Genomic DNA, 20,765 nt, shown 5'->3' on the forward strand with positions numbered 1-20,765 from the left:
TTCTCACGGTCCGTGCCGGTTAAGATGTTCGCCCCGCTTCCGAGCGTTTCCACCCATTCGGTTTGTTCGCGCACCGTCACGCAAGGCACACGAAGGAAATACGCCTCCTTCTGTACGCCTCCTGAATCGGTGATGATCTTTTTCGCTCCGCCTTCCAGCCGAAGCATGTCCAAATAACCGACCGGATCAATCAGCCGAAGCCCTGGAATCGCCGCAGCATCCAGTCCATATTCTTCAAGCTTATGCCGCGTCCGCGGGTGAATCGGCCACACTTTCGTCCCCTCGATGTCCCTAAAAGCAGCCAAAATGGCTTTCAATTTGTTCGGATCATCAGTGTTTTCCGCCCGATGGATGGTGATTAAGTAGTAGGATTGTTCCGCAAGCGACAACTCATCCAAAATGTTCGATTGGCGCTGTGCGAGCTCCTTGTTGTACAAAATGGCGTCATACATGACGTCGCCGACGTTCCAGACGTTTCGCGTAATATTTTCTTTTCGCAAGTTTTCCACGGCTGTCTCCGTTGGGCAAAATAAGAGCTCGGAGACATGATCCGTCATGATGCGGTTGATTTCTTCCGGCATCTGCTTGTTGAAGCTGCGCAGCCCGGCTTCGACGTGGATGACCGGAATGTGCAACTTCGAAGCGACCAACGCGCCGGCAAGCGTCGAATTTGTATCACCATAGACGAGCACGTAATCCGGTTTTTCCTGCATGACAATTTCTTCAATTTTGATCAACATTTCCCCTGTTTGCTTCCCGTGGCTGCCTGATCCAACTCCTAAATAATAATCAGGTGTCGGAATGTTCAACTCCTTAAAAAAAATGGCCGACATATTCGGGTCATAGTGCTGCCCGGTATGGATCAGCACTTCGGTATATTGTTTCCGCAAGACGCGCGAGACGGGAGCAGCCTTGATAAACTGCGGTCTGGCGCCTAACACGGTAGCGATCTTCATCGAAAACACCTCCTAGAACGTTGGTGACAAACAGTGTATCTGGAACATCATCGGTTCCCGACTGCAAAACGGATCATGGCCATGCGGTTTTCCGTGTAAGAAAATCCTTTGAAGAAACATTTTCTCATTCCTCGCCAGACGTCTTCATCAGGTGAACAGTTATCAAGTATTTTGTGCATTTTCGTCCTCAACCGTGCGCATCGGAAGACGCAAATCACGATCAACACGGCGACAAGCAGCATTTTCACGAGCGTCCATATCACGACTTTTTTCGTTTGAAATTCAAACCGCAACACTGTTGTCGCCATGACGAAAATCGTAAAATGGCGGCGACAAACAGCCGAAAGTACATGACGTTGCGCACATACAAAAGGCGCCTCTCCTTGTCGTCTTTGTCGTAATAGTAAAAAGAGAGCGCCGAATCCGTACCGAAAATGACGAGAAACGTCAGCACCGACGTCCACTAGCCGATCAAGTGGACCGCCCCATACTGCGCCTTGGACAAATAGCTTGTATAAATCGGCAGCATCAAAAAGGCAATCAGCTTCGTGCCGACGTTCATAAACGCGTAAAGGAGCGAGTCCGCTCCTAAACGCTTGAATGCCGAGAACAATTTATAACAACTCCCGCTCGTCAACCATTTTGCTAAAGCGCGCTGGGAATCCTTTCACGACCGTTTTCGGTTCCGTATCTTTCGTGACAAGCGCTCCAGCAGCGACAAACGTCTCTTCCGCCACCGTCACGCCCGGGAGAAGAATCGCCCCGCCCCCGACACGTGCCCCGCGTTTGACAGTCGCCCCTTTGATTTTGGCAAACCGTTCTTCCGTCCGCCCCATGTAGTTGTCATTGGTCGTCGTGACGCACGGCGCGATGAACACATGGTCTTCGAGCGTCGTATACGCGGTGATGTAGGAGTTCGACTGGATTTTCGTCCGATCGCCGATTTGAACATGGTTTTCCACGCACACTCCGCGCCCGACGATCACATATTGGCCGATTTGCACGTTTTCGCGCACGCTCGCCAAATCCGCAACCAACGTATAGGCGCCGAGCACCGCTCCCCGGTAGATGACCGCATTGGCGCCGATCGTGCAATGGTCGCCGATCACAAGCGGCGGCAGCTCGCCTTCCAATTTGACCGTGCTCGTTTTCGCTGGCTTCGGCGGCTTGCCGAGCACCGCGCCGTCGGCGATCGTCACGCCGTCACCGATAACAGTTCCTTCGTGAATCGTGACGCGATGGCCGATTTTAACATCGTCTCCGATTTTCACATTCGCCTCAATGACAGTAAAATGGCCAATTTCGACACGTTCACCGCAAACAACAGAGGGATCGACAACGTTCATGGTTTCGTCTCCTTCGCTTACAATTTGACGTATTTCGCTGGTTTCGACACGCCTTTCATGGCGTTGCGCGTATCAAACACGACCCGGCTGTGACGAGCGACCATTTCATAGTCGATGTTGGAATGATCTGTCGTAATCAAGACAAGGTCCGACTGTTCGAGCAACTCTGGCGTCAACTCAACCGTCTCAATCACCCGGTTGCACGCTCGGAACGACGGAACATACGGGTCGACGACGGAAAATTCCGCCCCGTATTGTTCCAGCAACTCGACAATTTTAAGCACCGGCGATTCACGCACATCATCAATGTCTTTTTTGTAGGCGACGCCGAGCACCGCCACCTTCGAACCGCGCATCGCCTTCCCTTCTTCGTTCAAAATGAGCATTGCGCGATTGACAACGTATTCCGGCATGGCATTATTGATTTCGCCGGCCAGCTCGATCAGGCGCGTATGGTAGTTGTATTCACGCGCTTTCCATGTCAAATAAAACGGGTCGATCGGAATGCAATGGCCGCCAAGCCCCGGGCCCGGGTAAAACGCCATAAATCCGTACGGCTTCGTTTTCGCCGCCTCGATCACTTCCCAAACGTCAATGCCCATCCGCTCGCACAAAATGGCCATCTCGTTCGCCAGTGCAATGTTGATATGGCGGAACGTATTTTCAAAAATTTTCTCCATCTCCGCCACCGCCGGGCTTGACACCTCGTGTACATCGCCTTCAAGCACCGCACGATACATCGCCGCCGCCACTTTAGTGCACGTTTTCGTCACGCCGCCGACCACTTTCGGCGTATTTTTCGTCTTAAACTGCTTGTTGCCTGGGTCGACCCGCTCCGGCGAATAGGCGACGAACACCGTCTCCCCAACGACAAGCCCTTTTTTCTCCAATGCCGGTTTTACGATTTCTTCCGTCGTGCCCGGATAGGTGGTCGACTCCAACACGACAAGCATTCCTTCATGGGCGTATTTGGCGACTTCGTTTGCCGAATTTTCGACGTAGGATGTATCCGGCTGGTGATGCTCATCGAGCGGAGTCGGCACTGCGATCGCCACAGCATCAACTTCTGCGATGCGGGCGTAATCGGTCGTCGCCATGAGCCGCCCTTGCTTGACCATCTCATGCAAATCTTCATCGACAACATCGCCGATGTAGTTGATCCCATTGTTCACTTGATCGACGCGGCTTTGTTGGATGTCAAAGCCGATAACGTGAAACCCTGCTTTTGCCTTTTCGACGGCCAGCGGCAGTCCGACATAGCCAAGCCCAACCACGCCGATAACCGCATCACGCTTCTCAAACTTTTGCAACAGCCGTTCTGCGTAGTTCATTCCTCTCATTCCTTTCTAATCAGATAGTTGCACTCTTGTCCCCGTTTCCGCCGAACGCAAAATCGCTTCGATCAGCCGGACAGGAGCCAATCCATCCAAACCGGTGACGATCGGCTCGCGATCTTGTTGAATGGCTTGCACCATATCCTCAATGATCCATTGATGCCCTGGCTTGCCAAACGGGTCAGCGTTGATCTCATCTATGAGCCTGGCTCGTTCTTCCTCACTGACGCCTTCCACTTCCCATGTTTCGATAAAGTTGGCCGTCCGGCCGCCGATTTTCACCGATGCCCTTTCACCGAAAATGGCGATCGACTCCTCCAAGTTTTGCGGATAAATCGTCGTCGCTGCCTCAATGACGCCAAGCGCCCCGCTCTCGAACTCGACGACTGCCGCCGCGACATCTTCCGTCTCAATCTTGCGCAGACGGGTCGCCGCCATCGCTTGCACCGCTCTCACCGGCCCCATCAGCCAAAGCAGCAAATCCAAATTGTGAATCGCCTGATTCATCAAGACGCCGCCATCAAACTCTTTCGTCCCTCGCCACGCCGCCTGGTCATAATAGGCTTGATTTCGATTCCAGCGCACCGTAGCGTTCGCATGGCTCAGTTTTCCGAACACGCCGCGCTCCATTGCCTCTTTCAGTTTTCGAATGGCTGGACGGAAGCGGTTCGGATGAACGACCGCGAGCTTCACGCCGTATTCTTTCGCCGTGCGGATCATCTCTTCGGCGTCGCCCGCGCGGAGCGCCATCGGCTTTTCTACAATGATATGGCGGTGATAACGGGCCGCCAGCTTGGTCAATGGCGCATGCAATCCGGACGGAACGCAAATGTTGACGACATCAATCTGCTCATTTTCCTTCAACATCGTCTCCATGTCAGTGTAAACAGGCGCATCCGGCACGTCGCGCAACCGTTCCGGGTTCGTGTCGCACACCGCGGCCAGCTCGGCGCCATCCGCCTTTTCAATGGCATCGATATGTTTTTTCGCGATATGCCCCATGCCGACAATGGCAAAATGGATCATGAAGAATAGTACCTCCTCGCGTCCAATATATACTTCCAAAGCACGAGCCAAACGACCGTCAAAAACAGGCCGAGGACAAGGCCGATCGCCGCAAGCTGCCCCGTATACGTTTTCGATTTCGCCACCGTTTCCGACAATACAGCAGGTTTTTCGTAAAAGACAAGATTGCCGCGGATGCGATTGACGCGCTCCATCACTTCAGTCAAATTGTTTTCCGACTCGACCAATAAATCGCTGATGTCATTGAGCTGTTCCGGATTCAAGCGGCCCGACTGCACTTGTTCACTATAATAATCAACTTTTTGCCGCAATGTGCGCTCCCGTTCTTCCAACGCACGCAAGTATTTCGTCGTGACATCAATCCGCTCTTGCGAATGGCGCTCGAGCTCCTTGCTGTATTCCGACACCACCCGCTTCAATTCACGGTTTACGGCTTGTTCATTGTCGCCTTTGATCGTTAGTTGCACGTACTGTTCCTCCGGAACGACGACATCCAAGTTTTTCACATCAGGAAACTTCGCCTCTATATTTTTCGGATCCGTCAACTCTTTGACGTCAATCGATCCGGTAAACACGACAGCTTTCCCCGTATACTTCTCTCCCTGCAGCAAAAGCCGCCCTGCGATGACGGTCAAAACGATCATTGCAAGCGGAACGACAAGAAACCACCATTTTCGCTGCCAAAAAAAGCGCAAATATTCATATAGCACAAACGGTCGTTTTTCCGCCGCCAATCCGGCCACCATCCCTTATCATAAAATAACAAAGTTTTGCGAACAAAACAAATGATCCAACGCCAAAGAAAACGCCATTGCTGTGCGCAAGTGACGTTTCCTTTAGCCGATTGGGTGATCAAGCAAAATGGCGATAAAATTCCGCGATTTTCTCCACGACGTACTGCTGCTGCTCCTCTTTCAGCTCTGGGAACATCGGCAGCGACAGCGCTTCTTTCGCCGCTTTTTCCGCCTCCGGCAGCTGCCCTTCCTTGTACCCGAGCGAAGCAAACACCGGCTGCAAATGCAGCGGAAGCGGGTAGTACACCATCGTCGCAATCCCTTGTTCTTTCAAAAACGCTAGCAGCTCGTCTCGCTTCGGTGCTCGAATCGTGTATTGATGAAACACATGATAGCGCCCTTCGACTTCTTTCGGCGTCACAACAAGGTCGCCGACCGCCTCCTCTAGCAGGCGCGTATACGTCGCCGCATGCTTGCGCCGCAATTCCGTCCACCGATCAAGATGCGGGAATTTGACGCTTAAAATCGCCGCTTGCATCTCATCAAGGCGGCTGTTGTAGCCGAGCACATGATGATAATATTTCGGCTTGCTGCCATGGACGCGGATGACCCGGCATTTTTCCGCCAGTTCGTCATCGTTCGTAATGATCATGCCGCCGTCCCCGTATGCGCCCAAGTTTTTCGTCGGGAAGAAGCTGTACGTCGCCGCCGTCCCGAGCTCGCCGACGCATTTCCCGTTGTATTTCGCCCCGATCGCTTGGGCTGCATCTTCGATGACAACCAATCCGTGCCGCTTGGCAATCGCCGCGATCGCCTCCATATCGGCCATTTGCCCGTACAAATGCACCGGGATGATGGCTTTCGTCTTCTCCGTCACCGCCGCTTCAATTTGCGCCGGATCGATGTTGAACGTCACCGGATCGATATCGACAAACACCGGTTTGGCGCCGGCCCGTGCAATCGCCCCTCCAGTCGCGAAAAAGGTGAACGTCGTCGTGATCACTTCATCGCCCGGCCCGACGCCGGCCGCTTGCAAAGCAATATGTATCGCATCGCTTCCGTTGCCGCAGCCGATCCCGTGTTTCGCCCGGCTGTAGGCGGCAATTTCTGCTTCCATCTTTTTCACATAGTCCCCCAAAATAAAGCGGGAGGAGCGCATCACTTCGTCCAATACGCGCATAATCTCCGGCTTCAATTGTTCGTACTGTTCGCTTAAATCCAACATTGGCACATTCATCGCAAGTTCCTCCAAATCCAAAAAATATAATAAACATGTTTAGTTTATCACATTTGCGCCAATATATAATGACAGTTTTGTGGCAATCTTGGCCTTGCCGCAAAAAAAATCAGCGAAGGAACTGCAGAAGCTGCATAAACAACGAAAAAGAAGGGTATAATTTTCCAAAGACGGGCAATTCCTGAAAAAAGCCGTTTGTCCCTTTCATGACACAAACGGCCCATTTGCTATTTATCGGTCATTTCCGTATACTTTCCGGCTTCCCCGAAGCAACTTGCGAATAAAGGTCATAAACGGCTTGTACTGATCATTGACCAAGCCGATCAGTTCAGCAAGCAGTTCCCCAAAGACGATCAAGGCAAAGACGATGAGAATGGACTGCCATAACGTCGAGGCGGAGAACAAAATGGCGCTGATGGCAAACATAAGACCAAACGCATAAATGAGCAACACCGTGTTGCGATGGGAAAAGCCAAGAGCCAGCAGCCGATGGTGAAGATGCGATTTGTCCGGCGCCGAAATTGGCCTTTTATTGACAATGCGGCGAATAATGGCAAACGTCGTGTCGAAAATCGGGACGCCCAAAATAATCAATGGAACGACGAAACTGAAAAGCGTCACGCTTTTGTAAAGCCCCAGCACCGACAAGACGGAAATCGCATATCCTAAAAACAACGCGCCGGTATCCCCCATGAAAATTTTCGCTGGGTGGAAGTTGTAAAACAAGAAAGCGATGACGCTGCCCAAGATGATCAGGCAGAGCGTGAAAATGAGCATTTTGCCCGCCATGCCCGCCATGACGGCAATGGCCGCAATCCCAATGGCAGAAATGCCCGCCGACAGCCCATCGAGCCCGTCGATCAAGTTGATGGCGTTCGTAATGGCGACAATCCAAAATATGGTGATCGGGTAGCTCCACAGCCCCAACTCAAACGTGCCGACAAACGGGACGGTCAAAAGATCGACCTTCAGCCCGGAAGCGACAACAACGAGCCCCGCCAACAGCTGGCCGGCCAGCTTCACTTTTGGCGACAGCTCGTACAAATCGTCGAGCATCCCGACAAGCACGATGATGATGGCGCCGACCGTCATCCCCGTCACTTGCTCTTTATACACCCCGCCGACAAAATAGCCGACGGCGACACCGATAAAAATGGCCAATCCCCCGAGCCTTGGCATGACCTTTGTATGCACTTTTCTCCCGTTCGGCCGATCGACCGCGCCAATTTTGATGGCGAGCTTGATCACGAACGGGGTGATGACCAATACCGTGATAAACGAAGCCAAACATGCCGCAAATGCTTCTATATTCATGTGCAACCACCTTGGCCTTATAAAATCGCGAAAACACACATCATCTTTATGTTACCATATACGATGAGTAAATCAATCTTTTTTTACACCCCTTTTTTGTCCCCAATGATGGAAAATTTCTTTTCTCCCCCCTTGCCGCAAAAATCTTGGTCGAACCCGTGAAAAGAAAAAGGACAAGATGAGAAGTCTTGTCTGTGCAGTGTAAACGAATAAGGAGGGATTATCTGTTTTAAAGCACCTGTAATTAGCACATTATTTCAGAATCTCTTTTTCAAATTATTTCAGATAGATTCCGAAATAATGTGCAAAATTTTTGCGAATTATCCCGGATTTTGCAGTTTATTTCGGAACGTTTGCACATTCTTTCAGACGATCATTTCCAGACCCCTGATGAGCAGATCGAAAAGGGGAAACGAAAAAGGGAAAAGGGGATCGAGTAGGAGGGGGCGGCTAACCCCCGTCCCCTCACACCACCTAGCATGCGGGTCCGCACTAGGCGGTTCGTCAACCTTGACGGAGTTCGAAATATCGTTGCGTCAAACTCTTGAGGCCTTGGGCTAGCCAGTACTGCTTGCCCAAGGCTTGATACAGTTGTGGCGTTTTCGTTGTCCGCCAAGCTCCTTTTCGAGTATTGGCGATCTCCATGACCGCTGTCTCCTTCAGCCCCAGCGCTCTTAACTCGCGGATTCTCGTTCTGATCCGTTTCCACTGAAGCCATTGGCAGGCAGAGTCGAAGTCTTCTGCGGATCCATCCCTCTATGTCCTTGAGGACGGATGGGGGTTCGATTAGTTGGAAGTATCCGATCCATCCCATGGTGTATTGGTTCAAGCGATGGATACGCTCTTGCATAGACAGACTCCAGTTGGGATTGGTCAGCTGTCGAATTCGCTGTTTCAAGCGTTGAATCGACCTCGGAGCGAGGCGGATTCGCGCTTCCCGTTCTGAAGGAACGTACGCTTCCACGGACGGTCTACTGCACTTTTCTCCTCGTTAACCTTGAGTTTGAGCTTTCTCTCCAAGAACCGCTGAATGTTTTGTTTCACCCGTAGTCCTGCCCGCCGACTTTTCACGTAAATATTGCAGTCATCCGCGTAGTGGCAGAATTTTAACCCTCGTTTCTCCAGCTCTTTGTCCAACTCATCGAGGAGAATGTTCGCCAGCAGGAGGCTGAGAGGCCCGCCTTGCGGCGTTCCCTCCTCTGTCTGCACCTTCACCCCTTCCAACATGACACCGGCTTGCAGGTACGCACGGATCAGTTTCAGCACGCGTTTATCTTTGACTTTCCGAACCACCCGGCTCATCAGGATGTCATGGTTGACTCGGTCAAAGAACTTTTCCAGATCGATGTCGACTACATACCGGTATCCTTCCCGGATGTATTGCTGTGCTTGCCGAACGGCGTCATGGGAGCTCCGGCCTGGACGGAATCCGAAGCTGCAGGGGGAGAAATCCGGGTCAAAGATCGGCGTCAGTTCTTGGAGGATGGCCTGTTGGATCAACCGATCCACCACGGTGGGAATGCCTAGCTGTCTTGTGCCGCCGCCCTGTTTCGGGATTTCGACCCTGTGGACAAGCGCCGGCCGATAGGTTCCCTCCAAAAGTTGGGCTCGGATCGTGCTCCAGTGAGTGCGGATGTAATCACGGAATTGATCGGTCGATACTCCATCGATTCACGGTGCTCCCTGGTTGGCTTCGACCCGTTTCAGCGCCGTGATGAGGTTGTCTCTCGCTAGGATGCGCTCCAACAAAGCCACGCGATCTTCTCCTTCCGCGGGATGAGGTTCAGGTCTTGCCGGGTTGCGCTCAGCCCTCGACTTGAGGCCCTCCGGGCTTCACCCATGCTTCCTCAAGTGAGTTCCCTAGGGAATTCTGCTTCCACGCGCAACATCTCGAAAGAGTCTAATTCATCCCTGAGTTGACGTTCGGCCCTTCCTGTTTTAGGCGTCCCTTACTCCAGTACTATGGCCTCTGCTGACTCCTGTACGCTCAGCACTTCTGGTTGCCATCGTTAGAAGGCGTTCCGTACAGGCCTCCCCGGATAAGGGTGGACACTTTCCACTCATGCAACTGCCCAATATACCTCCACAGCCCTTGGCGGCTTAGGACTTCGTCTTGTTTGGCAGACTCATCCGACTGTGGCGGTCTCAAATTGGGTTCGTGTACCTCAGGTCGAGTGTTTGCCTCCAGCTTCCTTCAGATTCCACCTCGCGGTGGACACCCTTGCCTTCAGCTAACGGTAGGCGCTCGCCAGCCCCCTTTCGGGACTTTCACCCTATAGCGTCGCACCCATGCCGGGCGTACGAGGCACCGAAGGGGCCGGAATCGGCCACTTCAGTGCTAATACCCCATTTCCTCTGCTGCCATACGCACCACTTCCTCGTCAATGACGTCCTTTTTCAGCTGATGCCCCTACAACAAGCACGTCGTGGCCAACGTGTTGATCACACGGGGCCACCCCCGCGACTGCAGAGCGATCGCCTCCAACGCCGACGGCGTGAAGATCGGATGCTTTGCCCCGGCCTGTTTCAACCGATGCTCGATGCAGCCCTCCACCTCTTCCTTCTCCAGCGGCCCCATCCGGCATCGCATGATGCATGATGATCCGCTGATCGAGAGGGCGATGCTGATTGAGCCGCAGCTTTCCCTGTAAATGGGGCAGCCCGGCTAAAATCAAGACAAAGGGGTTGGTCGAATCCATCTCAAAGTTGAACAAGATCGCGATGTCCTGTAAAAAGGCATCCTTTGCGAAATGCATCTCGTCCGAAATGAACACCGGCGTGATCCGCCGTTCATGATGCAACCGCTCAATGGCTTGCTGGATTTGGCGAAAGAGGTCCACCTTGCGGTATTTGGGTTCTTCCCCCAGTCCAAGGGCCAACCCACGGTAAAAATCCATCACGCCTCCGGTCGATAACGGAAAGTAGACAACATGATGCAAGGAGGGACTCAATGATTCTTTCAACGCCCGAAGCGCGAACGTCTTGCCAACCCCCGGCTCTCCGATCAACAGCCCGATCCCCCGGGTCCGCTTCACGTACTCCAGCGCCTGCAGCGCTTCCTGAAACGCCGCGCCCGGATACGCCTCGGACGGGTCGGTGTCTTTCGCAAACGGCTCTCGCAGGAGGGAATAAAACGTTTTATACATCATGCTCTCCCTCCTTCGCTGAAACTATCGCAAACGGCGACCGGTGGCGCTTCACATAGGCGTTATCCTCCAAACGCACCCGAACGGCTTCCGCCACCCGTTTGCCCTCTTCGTACACATAGACGCCTCGTTCGTCATAGCTGAGTTCAATCGATTGTCCAATGAACCGAGGCGGCACTTCATACAGCTGCTTGTTCAAGGTGATCGTTCCATCGGCTTTCACCTTGCGGTATTCCCGTTTTAGGAAAATCGCGTCCAGCCAATCGATGTCTTCGATCCACACCACCCGTTCCACCTGGGATTGAAACACCTCATGCGGCGTTTTCCCGTTGAGCGAGGCGTGCGGTTTTCGATGATACTCTTCCTCCAGCCACTTCCAAAATCGCTCGTTCAGCTCGTCAAGCGACTTTGGCGGATCCAGTTCCAAAAGCGGATAAAACCGCGTCTGTACGGTGCGGAAGAACCGTTCGATTTTCCCTTTGCTTTGCGGATCATACGGCTGGGTGTGAATCAGCGTAATCCCCATCTCGGCGCACGCATACTGCAGCACCCCGGATCGATAAATTTTCCCGTTGTCCGAGTAAATGCGCTTCGGCTTCCCGCAACGAAGCACCGCTTCCTTCGTGACGATCCGCAGCCCGTCAAACTTCTCCGAAGGGAAAAACTGGGCATACGGCACCAATCGCGAGCAGTCATCGATATAGGCGATCAAAAACGTTTTTTGAAGCTTTCCATCAACCCGAATCGTAGGGCCGTGGGATAGGTCTCCTTGCCATAGCTCGTTGATCTCTTCATACGCAAAACGCTTTCGCTCCGGCATCGGCAAGATTTCTTTCCCCACCAGGTTGTATTTTTTCAAAAATCGGTATTATATAGTAAAGTATGAGAGGGTGGTGAGAATGTCCCCCCTGCTTGGTGGGTTGTTCGTAGAATACGGTCACGGGCATGGTGGGATGTTCCTTCCTTAGGGCTAAAATATGATTCTCGTCATCGGGCGACGGACGTCGGGAGCGGCCGCGATCCGAGCGGCGTTTCGGCTTCAAGGCGTCGAAGCCCCCTTTTTTGTATCGGGCGCCCCAATCGAGAATCGTCTTCGCCGCAATCGACTTTTCCCCTTGATGAGGAACGGTATGCACTTGCTCGCTCACCTCTTTCAAATACGCCTTCGGTTCCACCTGCCCATTCACCAATGGAGCGATCAGCCCGTACCGAAACAGGGCGATGTCGTGTCTCATCGATTCATCCATTCGGAATTCCTCCTTGTCTCACAGGGAATGGGGACCGTCCCGGTCCATCTGATCCCTATCTTACGAAATCCCTCGATGCCCGTTGAGAGGAAAGGTTTGTGGAAACATCAACAACATCCATTTTCGGTTGTTTATGTAAAATCAGGAACCGATTTGATCCGCAAACAGGCGCCAACCCTCGTCCACCCACAAGACCTGGATGACCGATCCAACGCCGCGTTCCTCCAATGTCCGGATCCACTAGACCGCCTGTTCCGTTTTTGGTTTCGCGACAGGGCCCATGATCCTCCACCGCCTCGCAAACACGTGGTGCAGGCGGGAGAGGTTTCGTAAAAATCGTCGGACATAAAAGATGACGCCGTCCTTAGTCGGAAAGGGGGCGGTCATCCTTTCCTTTTGTCGTTTCGTCTTTTCCAGCCACTCTTTGACCACTTGCCAGATGACAGACAGCGTATACTGAAAATACGGGAGGAGAAAGGAAGGCAGCACACTCACCGTTTTGCGGCATTCCCGACAGCGATACCGCGCGATCCAAAGGCGATATTCCCCCTCTGCCGTCAATGCATAGCGTTCATAGCAGCCATGGCGATACAATGCGCGAGGGGACTGGCAATGGGGACAATGTTTCACTAGAGGGAAATCATTCTCTTTCCCACGGTCTGCATACGTTTGGACGTCAATGCCAAAGTCGTGAAATTGGATCACTCCTTCTCCCCCTCCCCTAACCAATGGATATTCTCGTCCGAAATAATTCACAAAAAATTTAGCACATTCTTTCAGAAAAGGGGAGTGGGCTTTCTGAAAAAATGTGCAAAAAAATGGCTCTTTTGTTCTGAAATAAAGTGATAATTTACAGTACCATTTTCAATAGGGTTAAAACGGGAAAAGGGATTCATATGCCCTTTTTTACTTGGAATATAGGAATAAGACAAAAGAAATGCCTAGTGAGCATAGGAGGAGAAGTATCGGGTTGTACAATGTTCCTTGAAAAAAATTAACATCTCAAAAAGCTCGTGATAAGATGTTGTTGAATTTTCAGGACTCTCCCCTTCCTATTTTTGGGTAATTGGCTAATCACCATCATAGCAGAAAGAGTCCTTTTTCATGTGTTTTGCTTTTGAATCTTACCGCGCTTCGCTTGGTGGCCCCGACGAGAATCGCGAACAAAAGTTCGCAATCCTCGTCGGGGATCATTCCTGAACTCCACCCACAAATATTTTACTCACACTTTCCGACGAAGAACTTCAAACCATTGCCGAAGCCGTTGGCTATCGTGATGCATCTCGAACCTTTACGTTGCTCCTTTGTATGGATTGCCGAAATTTCATTACTCGACCGTATCCAAGAAAGCAAAAGAAGTTCCCTATGACGTCATGAAACGCTTATTTGCCCTGATCGTCTCCAAGTGCAACCGCCAAACCCGCCGTTCGCTTCGGTTTCCCAAACCACTGCGTGTGGTGGATTCGATGACGGTCACGGTCGGAAAAAGCCGTCTCCCATGGGCTCCTTATCATGGTGAGCGCGCAGGGGTGAAGCTGCACGTGGCCTATTCACCAGAACAGTCGTCGCCCATGGACGTCTCGGAAACAATCGGATTGCGCCACGATGGCCCTGTAGGAGAACGATTGACGAACGCCCAACAGTTGCTGGTGGAAGACCGGGCGTATTTTAAAATGGAACGCATCGACCGATTCACAGAGCAGCGTCAGCTTTTTGTCATCCGGATGAAAGACAACGTCGAGATTCATCAGAAAAAAAGCCTGAAACGCCTTCCTTCCGCTTCATCATCGATTCAGGCGGATTTCACTTGCCAGCTGGGAACAAAACCATGCCGTTCCATCAAACGTCATCGGGTCGTGATCTTTCGAGATGCGAACGGTCATGACATTCGTGTCGTGACGAACATCCTTCACGCATCCGCCGAAACGATTGCCGACATGTATCAAAAGCGTTGAACCGTTGAAGTGTTTTTTCGTTGGGTGAAACAATACCTCAACGTCCCGACATTGTTTGGCACAACCGAAAACGCGGTATACAATCCATTGTTTGCCGCTTTCATCGCCTACGTGTTGTTGAGATGGTTGTATGATCAAACAAGAAAACGAACGAAGCGCCCTCTTTCCTTCATTTCTTTCGTTCGCTGTTTTTTCTCCGGGCAGCTTCCTCTCGATTGGAAATCCGAGATGGCCGCTGCTTTGTTTGAGTATGCCCAAATTTATGGAAGGGGGATGTCTAATTTTGGATAATCAACACTCGTGTATTTTACTCACACATTGTACCATTCCATCAATATTTTGGTACAGCCATCTTGGCCTAGCTAATTCCAACAGCACTAAAAAATCCCCCCGAGTCCCGGGGGGCACCGAAACAACAAATAAAGGAAGAACTATTTCAACTCACGTATGATGTACTGGGAATGCACCCAACCGACCCGCCCGTCATCGAGCACGACTTTATACCATGGACCTTGTTGTTCCACCGTGCCATTGCTGGTTAGTTTCAACTGAACGTACTGACCCAGTTTCAATTGCCCAATGATATTGTCATTTCGTATTTGTGGCGTTGACCGAACGTTTAATCCATCCGCTGCCACACTTCCAAGATTTTGTACTGTCATGTAATGGGCATAATCATATAGTTTAATAGCATTAGTCCAATATTGGCGGCCATTATATTGCAGACGAATCCAATAATCGTTTGTTTTCTCAAGCAGCATAAACGTAGATCCTTTGGATATTTTTGCGACCACTTCACCGCCTTTTTCGCCGTAAAGCGAAAACTCGCTGTTGGCAACAGCAACAATTCCGCTTGGAAATATATCCCCTCCTTGGGGAATTGGCGGACGGGAAGGGACAGTTTCATTAATGCGTGCTGATGCATAATCATCCGGATCATACGCGAGCATATTAGCCATATGGCGGGCAATGATTTGTCCCCAATACGGGTCGCTCGCATAGTAAAAATTCATGCCTTCACTGCTTTCATCCACGCGCACCCCGGCCAACGTATTCGTCCGAAAGCCGAGATAAGCTCCTTTAAACAATGGATAGTTGGGATTCAAATACGTCGCCTTGATCGTCCGCGCGATATAATCAATGCACGCCTCAATTGATGGGAAGCGGTACGCAGCGACAAAAGGAGCGTCATCATAAGCACCGTAGCCAAATAAATTATATTTCGTCAGCGCTAATCGCGATGTACCAAATGCACTCTCATGAATAGCGTGAGCCGCCAAATACAAGGCATTGACCCCATACTTTTTTCCAGCATCAATAAACGCTTGGCCTTTTCCAATTAATACACTAGGCCGATTGCCAGCATTTTTGGCGATATAAGCGTTGATTTGTTCGGCCTTTATTGGTGCTTCTGTACGCAAGTCAAGAAACTGATAGCCATTGCGGCTGCCATCCAGCGGCGCTCCCGTTTTCACCTCGGTCACATAATCAGAAGCACCGGAAACATATCCTATCCGGCCTTTATACTGCAACTTATACCAATTATTAGACGTTTTGTGAGTCGGAACAATAATTGTTCCTTTGGGAATGATCGTAAGAATGTCTGCGTTCGTATCCGGCAGCTTTCGAACGTTTAAGTTCACTCGCACAGCAAACGTCCGCCCAAGCATTTCTTGCTCCGTCACTGAAGTCGACGGAGGAGGGCTTGGCTGTTCTGGAGCTGGATTGGACGGGCTGTTTGACGGAGCCGGAACATACTTTGTGACCCCAGACATATAGATATATCCCTTTTTCTCCTTATAAACCACCTCATACCAATCGCCGATGCGAAGCGCGGATGTGATTACTGTTCCTTTAGGGATCGTAGCCAACCGATCGTGTGCACTTCCTGGCGCCGCATATAGCCCCACGTCTTTTATTGCCTCATACTTCGTTTCGCTAAACCGTTGCGGCATGATCTTTGTAACATCGTCAGCTAAAACATATAGTTTTCTTCCTTTAAACAACACTTCATACCATATTTGGCCGATGCTGTTGATCACCATTCGCGTTGAATACAGTCCATTGCCGCTTGCCACTTTAACTGTACTTCCCTGCCGCTTCGGAACACCATAAAGCGAAGTGGTCGTTTTCGTGAAGTAATACGCAGCACTTGTGTTCTTATATTGATCGTATTCACGCAAATAGCTGCCACTTATCCAGCCTGTTTTGACGTATCGCTTTCCTTTCCAATCATACTGGTACGACACTTTATACCAGTTGCCGAGCTTTTCTGTTGCCGTCACCGTTTTTCCTTTCGGAACGGTCATAATCGTTTTATACTTCGTTCCCGCTCCTGTTCTTATATTGACATTTGCGATTGTTTGGTAAGTTGTTTTTGGAATAGCAGTCGGCCTAGCGGTTGCTCCGGCAGAAGGATTCGATGACACCTTTTTTAAATAGCGGCCGCTCACCCAGCCGATTTTTGTGTGCCCTTTGCCTTTTATACTATATGTATAGGAAACTTTATACCAATCTCCTAATTTCTCGGTGGCAATAACCGTTTTCCCTTTTGGAACAGTGATGACCGTTTTATACTTCGTCCCCGCCCCTGCCCTTATATTCAAATTCGCTGTTGTTTGATAGACGGTTCTGGGGATTTTCAAACTGCTCGCCGCTTCAACCACTGGCGTATTCCAAGGAATGACGGAAAAGCTGGTTGATGCCAATAAAAGACCGGTCGATAGGACAATCGCTTTCTTCATCTTTTTCATCGGCTTCTCCTCACCCGCCCTTTTTTTATTTGACATGAAACGTCAAAAATAGACTGTTTTTCACTTTTCTATATTTCTTATCGGATCATATACAGCAAAATTCAAGCATTTTCTCGTTTTTTCACCAATCATCCAACGGAGGGAAAATGATCCAAACAGGCACATATATGTTTTTCGACACCAATCATCAAAATCCTTGTCAATAAAAAATCCTTTCTAACGAAAAAGTGCCGTTAGAAAGGATTTCATGGCTGGTGTTTGCTCCTCGCGTCCTTGCCAGCCTTGGGATATTTCTGTGTTTTACAAGCGTTTTGGATCAGTCTCCCGTTGCAAACGGTTTGGTGCAATATAATAGCCTTCCTCTGTTTCATCGATGGCGTAATAGTAGACATTGCCCAAACGGTCTTTGTATTCGAGCAAATACAAATAATCTTCGTACTTGTCTTTCTTAGTATAAGCAATTTTATTTTCGGTGTTTGCCTTCAACGAATATGTTTTTTGATCGACATACGTACCGTCATATGCATTGTATACGTACAATGTCATTGTCGCTGCTTCCCTTACTTGAATCGACAGATTTAATGCCGTTCGGTTATCATAGACATCCGTAGCAAATGAATACATGTGCGACACCAACCATGACGGATCGGCATCGTTATTAATTTCCCCTTGAGCCGTTTCCGTGGCACCGCTCGCAAACCGGGCTGTAATGCGGAACGTATATACACTCCCATCATCGAAGAATACATTCTCTCCATTGTCATTGAGTCCATCCCACCTCAGCGTCTGAAGCCCTCCATTCAGCTGCTGATCGCTCCATATGGTTCGCACTTTCTCTCCATACTCATCCAAAATTTCTGCTGTCACAGCAGCTGGGGCTGATAACCGAAAGTGTATTTCACTTCCGTCATCTTTATAGAACCAGACCACTGACGGTGCCTCGATATTTGTCAAATCAACATATAGACGGCTTGTTGCGGAAGCCTGTTGCCCATGAGCGTCTACCACTGTCATTTGAATCTCGTACTGTCCGTCCGCTAAGTAGTTGCCTGTTTCATCTTTTCCATCCCATGTTGCCGTCTTGCTTCCCGGTCCTTGCTGTGATTCAGAAAGAATCGTACGCACAAGAGTTGATCCTTGATAAACGCCAATTGTCACCTTGCCCGCTTTCGATAAAACATAAGGAATATTCAAGACTTCTTGTTGGATATAATACAAATCGTTCGGTGCCTGAATAGTGGGTTTTCTCCAATCTTCAAGCTTGAACGCACCTGTATTCACGATCATTTTATTGCCGCACGGATCGGCAATTTCGACCGTGTAATAATAGCTTCCTTCATTGACAAACAGGTTCTTGTTATCTTTCCCATCCCAATTGATCGTATAAGAGCCGTTGCTATATTTTTGGTTGCGTAAAAGCTGTCTGCTCACTACGCCTTTATCTGTTTTCACATAAGCAGATACGAAAATTGGCTCTTTGACATTCATCTTGAAGTTGGCTTTCGCCGTTCCGTCCATTTTAAACAATGTTTGACCAAGCGACACACCGCCGAACAGCACTTTTGTATCGATCACAACGGATTGGCTGCGAACAGAAGATTTCCGCTTTTGATTATCGACAGCCGATACTTTCAGCCAATACGTTCCATCTGGCATGAGTTTCCCGCTCGCGTTTTTCCCATCCCACACAAGTGTGGACTTACCTCCAGAAAACCATTGATTGTTTAAAATCGTTTTGACTAGTTTGTTTTTCGAATCATACAGCTGAGCCGTCACTTTCGCTTTCTTGTTGAGCGTAAACGGGATGGACACCTTTCCCTTTGCCTTCGGGGAGAAAGAAACCGTCGATGCCGACAACTCAATGGATGGAATAACGTTGTCGATCACTTTGATTTGCTTTGTTTTTGTGATCGATTCGCGTCCATTGGACACTTGGACAGCCACCGTATACATTCCGTCCTCAACAAACACTCCGTTATCTCGTTTCCCGTCCCAAGAGATGGAAATTTGATTGCTCCCCCAAGCTTTATTTTTCACAATCGTGCGAACCACATACCCTTTATTGTCTTTCACATAGGCTGTGATCATCAATCCTTTTTTATAAGCGGACAGCGAAAAACTCACCTTGTTGTTCCCTTTCATCGTAAATGTCCCCGCCGCCGAAGTAACTATTCACCCCAGTGCTAGTGTATAAAAAAGCCCAGCACAAATAGGGCATTTCGGTCATAGAAAATGCCCTAGGTAGCGGAAAGAACTCGATCGATCGTTTCGCCTGCCAACAGAAGACATAACGAATCCCACACGTTTTTTTCGTGTTTCGTCAGTGTGGAAACGATGCTTCTTGCGATGCAAAACGACTGCGCGAATGTTTCTTCGCGAAACGTACCCGAAATGTTCTCTTTGACTTTGACCATGCGAAGATCGCGTTCGGCTTGGTTGTTATCAAAGGGAACATGTACTTCACGTAAGAAACGCAGCGCTTCTTCCTTTCGTTTTTGAAGGCGTCGAACAAAAGCGAGTGCTTTTTTCGGAAGAGGCGTCTTCGCTTCCAATCGGTGTTGTGCTCTTTCTAGGATGCGATCATACACTCGTTCCCACCGTCTCGCTTCTTCTTCGGAAAGTGCACCGTGATGGGCTTCGACGGCTTGCTTGGCGGCTAACAGAAACGTGGTCATGCGCATCGCCCACGTATGCCCCTGTTCGATGAATCCTTTTAACTCACGCAAATGGTGGGCATGACAAAGGGCATGGGTGGCATGTGTGTATTTCGGATACGTACCGAACGCATCGTGCATCATCGTCCCTTCATATCGGGGAAGAATCCCGATATCATCGGTCGCTTTTTTTCCACGAGAAGCGTGAGGAGCCAAGTATGTATATCTCGATGTACACGCGACATGCACCCATGCGAGTTTCCCATTGATGCGCAAACTCGTTTCATCGACATGCAGGATGTTGGATTCAAGTAAGGCGTCTTCGATGATGTCCATATTTGATTCCAGCGCTTCGCGTCCTCGTTTCACCATATTGGCAAGGGTTCCCGTACTAATCGAGTGTTGATATAACGCTTCGATTGTATCACTTAAACGCTTGTACGGGATCAATTGGATATGATGTAAATAAACAACGAGCGCCGTGAGCCGTGGACCGTATTGCACATGATTCGTGACATGGGATGGGAATTCGGCTTGTTGCACGCATCGACAATGTGGACACGATTTCACTTCACGTTCATGTTGTGTCACCTCGATCGCCACAGGAGGGACATCAAACACTTGACGGATATCGACTTTGAACGGTTTGACTTCACGCAAAGAAGCTCCACATCCTTGACACGTATGCACACGGTGGACGACACGATGATGTGGATGTTCCACTTGACGGAGCGTCTTCCCCTCATGTCCCTCTTGCCCACCAGGCTTTTTGCCAGACGGCTCGCGGGAGGAACGCTTTTTCTCAAAACGGTCAGAAGATGGGGGCAAATGGCTATTGGAGCTGTTTTTTTTCGTGCGTGCTTCCAGCTCTTGAACACGGTACTTCAGTTGTTCATTTTCTTTGCGTAGTTGTTTGTTTTCGTGACGCAAATGTTCATTTTCTTGAATGAGTTGATGAATGAGCTGTTTTTGTTGTTGAACTTTGCCGATTAAGCTCTCAACTGTAAATACAGCTTGTTGTACCATCAACATGCGATTCACCTCCTTGTCTATCAATATTCAC

Annotated in this window: 10 protein-coding genes and 6 pseudogenes; 1 reads left to right on the plus strand and 15 read right to left on the minus strand. The window is 50.0% G+C overall.

All coding sequences use genetic code 11. The annotated features are described in order from the left end of the window. From wecB to GJ1_RS14605, 12 genes and pseudogenes are all read right to left on the minus strand, one after another. Nucleotides 1-956 (minus strand): non-hydrolyzing UDP-N-acetylglucosamine 2-epimerase (gene wecB / locus GJ1_RS14545; RefSeq protein ID WP_066233869.1); only part of this gene is annotated, 956 nt, incomplete at its 3' end. Between the two features lie 221 nt (nt 957-1,177). Then, nucleotides 1,178-1,569: pseudogene (locus GJ1_RS19360) on the minus strand (oligosaccharide flippase family protein); the annotation flags it as partial. Nucleotide 1,570: 1 nt separating this feature from the next. Next, nucleotides 1,571-2,302 (minus strand): acyltransferase, encoded by a 732-nt coding sequence (locus tag GJ1_RS14555; RefSeq protein WP_066233875.1) that lies wholly within the window; start codon nt 2,300-2,302, stop codon nt 1,571-1,573. 17 nt (nt 2,303-2,319) lie between these two features. Continuing rightward, nucleotides 2,320-3,633, minus strand: coding sequence for a nucleotide sugar dehydrogenase (locus tag GJ1_RS14560; protein ID WP_066233878.1), 1,314 nt, complete (start codon nt 3,631-3,633; stop codon nt 2,320-2,322). A 15-nt stretch (nt 3,634-3,648) separates the two neighbouring features. Then, nucleotides 3,649-4,662: a Gfo/Idh/MocA family protein gene (locus GJ1_RS14565; RefSeq protein ID WP_066233881.1), complete on the minus strand. Its 1,014-nt coding sequence runs from the start codon at nt 4,660-4,662 to the stop codon at nt 3,649-3,651. Continuing rightward, nucleotides 4,659-5,396 carry a GumC domain-containing protein gene (locus tag GJ1_RS14570; RefSeq protein ID WP_066233884.1) on the minus strand — a complete coding sequence of 246 codons (738 nt, stop codon included), beginning with the start codon at nt 5,394-5,396 and terminating at the stop codon, nt 4,659-4,661. Before GJ1_RS14570 ends, GJ1_RS14565 begins: the two co-directional genes overlap by 4 nt. Before the next feature lie 118 nt (nt 5,397-5,514). Further along, nucleotides 5,515-6,633 carry a DegT/DnrJ/EryC1/StrS family aminotransferase gene (locus GJ1_RS14575; RefSeq protein ID WP_066233885.1) on the minus strand — a complete coding sequence of 373 codons (1,119 nt, stop codon included), beginning with the start codon at nt 6,631-6,633 and terminating at the stop codon, nt 5,515-5,517. A 231-nt stretch (nt 6,634-6,864) separates the two neighbouring features. Beyond that, nucleotides 6,865-7,947, minus strand: a complete 1,083-nt coding sequence (locus GJ1_RS14580; protein ID WP_066233888.1) for a glycosyltransferase family 4 protein — start codon at nt 7,945-7,947, stop codon at nt 6,865-6,867. Nucleotides 7,948-8,451: 504 nt separating this feature from the next. Continuing rightward, nucleotides 8,452-9,702, minus strand: a pseudogene (gene ltrA, locus GJ1_RS14585) (group II intron reverse transcriptase/maturase). Nucleotides 9,703-10,285: 583 nt separating this feature from the next. After that, a pseudogene (locus GJ1_RS14590) lies at nt 10,286-11,093 on the minus strand (ExeA family protein). Beyond that, nucleotides 11,086-12,340: pseudogene (locus tag GJ1_RS14595) on the minus strand (IS481 family transposase). Before GJ1_RS14595 ends, GJ1_RS14590 begins: the two co-directional pseudogenes overlap by 8 nt. 141 nt (nt 12,341-12,481) lie before the next feature. Next, nucleotides 12,482-13,045: pseudogene (locus GJ1_RS14605) on the minus strand (DUF6431 domain-containing protein). Between the two features lie 510 nt (nt 13,046-13,555). Between GJ1_RS14605 and GJ1_RS14610 the strand changes: the two are divergent. Next, nucleotides 13,556-14,586: pseudogene (locus GJ1_RS14610) on the plus strand (IS4 family transposase). 140 nt (nt 14,587-14,726) lie between these two features. Here GJ1_RS14610 and GJ1_RS14615 read toward each other — a convergent pair. From GJ1_RS14615 to GJ1_RS14625, 3 genes are all read right to left on the minus strand, one after another. Then, complete coding sequence (locus tag GJ1_RS14615) at nt 14,727-17,048, minus strand: SH3 domain-containing protein (protein WP_066233893.1); 2,322 nt, start codon at nt 17,046-17,048, stop codon at nt 14,727-14,729. A gap of 300 nt (nt 17,049-17,348) precedes the next feature. Then, nucleotides 17,349-19,121, minus strand: a complete 1,773-nt coding sequence (locus GJ1_RS14620) for a FlgD immunoglobulin-like domain containing protein (protein WP_167346126.1) — start codon at nt 19,119-19,121, stop codon at nt 17,349-17,351. A 164-nt stretch (nt 19,122-19,285) separates the two neighbouring features. Next, nucleotides 19,286-20,734 (minus strand): IS66-like element ISBst12 family transposase, encoded by a 1,449-nt coding sequence (locus GJ1_RS14625; protein WP_066233901.1) that lies wholly within the window; start codon nt 20,732-20,734, stop codon nt 19,286-19,288. Nucleotides 20,735-20,765 lie beyond the last annotated feature (31 nt).

It is taken from the genome of Geobacillus jurassicus NBRC 107829 (assembly GCF_001544315.1).
GTDB lineage: Bacteria > Bacillota > Bacilli > Bacillales > Anoxybacillaceae > Geobacillus > Geobacillus jurassicus.

Excerpts from the sequence above, each read along its gene's own strand:
- GJ1_RS14555 (WP_066233875.1), bottom strand. The coding sequence starts at position 2,302 with ATGAACGTTGTCGATCCCTCTGTTGTTTGCGGTGAACGTGTCGAAATT.
- GJ1_RS14560 (WP_066233878.1), bottom strand. The coding sequence starts at position 3,633 with ATGAACTACGCAGAACGGCTGTTGCAAAAGTTTGAGAAGCGTGATGCG.
- GJ1_RS14565 (WP_066233881.1), bottom strand. The coding sequence starts at position 4,662 with ATGATCCATTTTGCCATTGTCGGCATGGGGCATATCGCGAAAAAACAT.
- GJ1_RS14575 (WP_066233885.1), bottom strand. The coding sequence starts at position 6,633 with ATGAATGTGCCAATGTTGGATTTAAGCGAACAGTACGAACAATTGAAG.
- GJ1_RS14580 (WP_066233888.1), bottom strand. The coding sequence starts at position 7,947 with ATGAATATAGAAGCATTTGCGGCATGTTTGGCTTCGTTTATCACGGTA.
- GJ1_RS14615 (WP_066233893.1), bottom strand. The coding sequence starts at position 17,048 with ATGAAAAAGATGAAGAAAGCGATTGTCCTATCGACCGGTCTTTTATTG.
- GJ1_RS14625 (WP_066233901.1), bottom strand. The coding sequence starts at position 20,734 with ATGTTGATGGTACAACAAGCTGTATTTACAGTTGAGAGCTTAATCGGC.